Source organism: Streptomyces sp. NPDC094032 (genome assembly GCF_040303965.1).
Classification (GTDB): Bacteria; Actinomycetota; Actinomycetes; order Streptomycetales; family Streptomycetaceae; genus Streptomyces.
On the sequence record NZ_JBEOUE010000056.1, the window covers coordinates 1 to 3,711 of the forward strand.

Below are 3,711 nucleotides of genomic sequence, written 5' to 3' on the forward strand. Positions count from 1 at the left end.
GCCCGACCCGGCGCAGACCCGCCGGGTGCGGGCCGCCCTGGCCGGCCGGCCGCCGCTGGTACGGCCCGAGGACCTGCGGGTCTTCGACAGCCCCGGCCCCGGCCCGTTCACCCCTCCCGCCGGAACACCATCACGAAGTCCGCCATCTCCCGCACCCGCCGCAGCTCCGGGTCCGGCAACGCGCGCAGTCGTGCGCAGGCCTCCTCCACCAGGGGCAGGTCGGTCTCGGTCACCTGCCAGGCGCCGGTGAAGAGGTGGCCGCCCGCCAGGGCGGCGGCCATCTCCTCCGGGGAGACGTGGAAGGTGGTGGGTCGCTCGCTTGCCGCCCCTTCGTAGGAGAGGCCGTGTGCGGCGGCCAGCGGTGCGAGGAAGTCGGGGCCGTCCTGGCGGGTGCCCGACGGGTCGAGGCGGTCCTCCAGTTCGGTCACCACCTGCCCGATGTCGTCGGCGGGGCGGATGCCGCGTGCCGGGATCACCAGATAGCGGCCGCCGGGGCGCAGCACCCGTGCCGCCTCCCCGAAGACCGCCCGGGGGTCGGGGCCGGCGTGGAGGAGCCAGGTGGAGACGGCCTGCGTCGCCGAGCCCGTACGGATGGGGAGTCGGCAGGCGTCGCCGACCGCGACGCGGGCACCAAGCCGGTCGCGGGCGTGGGCCAGCATCCCGGGGGAGAGGTCCACGCCGTACACCCGGTGGCCGAGGGCGGTCAGTTCGGCGGCGACGATGCCGGTGCCGACGCCGATGTCGAGGACCGGCTCGGCCGGGTCGAGCAGCGGCGCGAGCTGCTCGGCGAATATGCCCGCGCGGGCGGGGCCGCCGCGCGAGGCGTCGTACGTGGGCGCGATGGCGTCGAAGGCGGCGGTACGGGCCGGCGGTGGCGCCACCCTGTTCACGCCCCCGCCGGGGTGCTCGGCGTGAAGCTGACCGGCAGTGTCGCCATCCCGCGCAGGATGCCCTCGCGCCGGGTCAGGTCCTCGTCCGGGTCGGTCAGCCGCAGGTCGGGGAAGCGGCGCAGCAGGGTGCCGAGGGCGATCCGGGCCTCCGCGCGGGCCAGCGGGGCGCCCAGGCAGAAGTGCATGCCGTGCCCGAAGGCGAGCTGCTGCGGCATCTCCCGGCGGGCCACGTCCAGGATGTCCGGCCGGTCGTAGCGGCCCGGGTCGCGGTTGGCCGCCGCGAGCCCGATGATGATCATCTCGCCGGCCGGGACGGTGACCCCGCCGATCTCGTACGGGGCCACCGTGAAGCGCGCGACCCCGCGGCTGACCGGCCCCTCGTAGCGAAGGAGCTCCTCGATCGCGCCCGGCAGCAGCGAGGGGTCGTCGCGCAGCGCGGCGAACTGCGCGGGGTGGCGCAGCAGGGCGTGCACGCCGTTGGCGATGAGGCTCGCGGTGGTCTCATGCCCCGCGAGGGTCAACAGGATCGCCATGGCGGTCAGTTCACGGTCGCTGATCCGCTCCTCGGCCTGCGCCGCGCACAGCGCGCTCAGCAGGTCGTCGCGCGGCTCCTTCTTGCGCAGGGCGATCAACGGCTCGTAGAACTCGGTGAGTTCCGCCCGCGCCCGGGCTCCCTTGGCGAGCCGCTCCGGAGTGTTGGGCGGCATGATGAGCCCGACGGCCAGTTTGGCGAAATCCGGCTGTCCCTCGGCCGGGATCCCGATGAGCTCGCTGAGCACCGCCATCGGCAGCGGCAGCGCGAACTCGGCCACGAGATCGGCCGATCCGCGCCCGGCGAACGCGTCGATGAAGGCGTCGGTGTGCGCCTGTATGCGGGGTGCCAGCGCCTCGACCCGGCGTGCGGTGAAGGCCTTGGAGACCAGGTTCCGCAGCCGGGTGTGGTCCGAGCCGTCCGCCACCAGCATGCTCGCCATCAGGACGTTGGTGCGCTCCTGGTGCGCCATCTCCTCCTCGAGTCCCGTGACCCCGGCGGGACTGCTGCTGAGTCCGGGATCGGTGAGGGCGGCCACGGCCTCGTCGTAGCCGGTGACCATCCAGACTTCAAGGGTCGGATTCAGCCGAACGCGCTGCACCACCCCGTGCTCCCTGATCCGCTCGAACAGCGGGTAGGGGTCGGGCTGTTGGGCGACGTTCAGCGGCACGTCGTGGACGATGCTCTGACCTTGCTCCGGCATTTCGCTACTCTCCGTAAGCGTGGGAAAGATCTCTGGCGGGTAGTCATACCAGCCACGGAAGTTGCGTGGTAGCGTCACCGGCCATCAGCACGAAGAATTGCCCGCGGAAGCCCGTCGCTCACAGGCGAATCGTTTCTTCCGTATCGCTCGACCGGAAGCATTTACGGCCTCAACCAGGCCTTACTGTGCGGGGGAGAGGCTCGTGGATCAGATGGACCGGGTGGCCGCGGCCGACCCGATACTGCGCCTCGCGGACCCCTCGGTCCTCAGGGATCCCTATCCGTCCTATGCCGAACTGCGCCGGAACACCCCCGTCTTCTGGCACGAACTGCTCGGTTCATGGGTGCTAACCCGCCATGCCGACTGCCTTGCCGTCCTCACCGACAGTGCCCGTTTCGCCTCCGACTGGCGACGGGCCGGCGAGGAGATCCCGGCGCCGCTGCTGAGCGTCCAGACCCTCGACCCGCCCGAACACACCGCCATCCGGCACCTGTTGCTCGACGGATTCCGGGCCCAGGACCGGCAGGCGCTGCACAAGGAACTGGACCGGCAGGTCGGCGAACTCCTCGCCGAGCTCGCCCCGCGCCCGTCCTTCGACCTCGTCGGAGAGCTCGCCGAACCGCTCGCGCTGCGCTTCGTCACCGCCTTCCTCGGCGTCCCCGCCCCCGACCTGGACTGGTTCGTCCCCATGTCCCGCACCGTCGTGGACGGCATGGACGCCGGTCTGTGGCCGGAGAAGCACGAACCGGCCGTCGCGGCCCGCGCCGAACTCGCCGCGTACGCCGGAGGCTGGCTCGCGGACCCGCCCCCGACCGGGCTCATAGCCCATGTCGCCGCCCACGCGGAGAGCAGCGGAGTCGATCCGGCCGTCCTGCGCAACAGTCTGCGCGCCGTGCTGCACGCCGGCTACGAGTCCGCCTCACGGCTGCTCGGCAACGCCGCCGCGGCGCTGCTCACCACCCCCGGAGCCCTGGCCGCCTTCCGCGCCGCGGGCCCCTCGACCGCCGTCGACGAACTCGTCCGCTACGACGCGCCCGTCCAGGCCGACGCCCGGGTCTGCGTCGCCGACACCGAACTGGGCGGCGTCACCATCAAGGCGGGCGACCCGGTGACCCTCCTCCTCGGAGCGGCCAACCACGATCCGCTCCGCTTCGCCCACCCCACCGAGCTGCGACTCGACCGCGCCCCGAACCCGCACCTCGGGTTCGGCCGCGGGGCCCACGCCTGCCTGGGCGCGTCCATGGCGATCCGGCTCGCCGGATCGGTCCTCGGGACCCTGGCCACGGACCACCCCCAGGCGCGGGCGGTCGCGGAACCACACCACCGGCGCAATCTCACCCTCCGCGGCCTCGACCGCTTCGAGGTGACCCTGCGCCCCGCGACGGGGGAGGAGGTCCGACCATGAAGTACTGGCACTGAGCCCGAGTCGAGCCGTCCTGATGCCCGCACACCCGCCCTTCACCGTGGAGGAGGTCCGGACATGAAGTACTGGCACTGATTCCGAGCGACGTGGTGCCCCCCCCCGGGGGGGGCCCCACCCCCCAAACCCAAGCCCCCCCCCGCCGGGGGGGGCCCGGGGGGGTCCA

The 3,711-nt window shown here is 72.9% G+C and carries 3 protein-coding genes; 1 reads left to right on the forward strand and 2 read right to left on the reverse strand.

Going from position 1 to position 3,711, the window contains the following annotated elements; genetic code table 11:
- Positions 1-107: 107 nt before the first annotated feature.
- Positions 108-881 (reverse strand): class I SAM-dependent methyltransferase, encoded by a 774-nt coding sequence (locus tag ABTZ54_RS35600; RefSeq protein WP_351672116.1) that lies wholly within the window; start codon positions 879-881, stop codon positions 108-110.
- A 5-nt stretch (positions 882-886) separates the two neighbouring features.
- Positions 887-2,125 (reverse strand): cytochrome P450 family protein, encoded by a 1,239-nt coding sequence (locus ABTZ54_RS35605; RefSeq protein ID WP_351672119.1) that lies wholly within the window; start codon positions 2,123-2,125, stop codon positions 887-889.
- A gap of 211 nt (positions 2,126-2,336) precedes the next feature.
- On the opposite strand from ABTZ54_RS35605, the gene ABTZ54_RS35610 reads away from it, so the two are divergent.
- Positions 2,337-3,530 (forward strand): cytochrome P450, encoded by a 1,194-nt coding sequence (locus ABTZ54_RS35610; RefSeq protein ID WP_351672122.1) that lies wholly within the window; start codon positions 2,337-2,339, stop codon positions 3,528-3,530.
- The last annotated feature ends 181 nt before the right edge of the window (positions 3,531-3,711 follow it).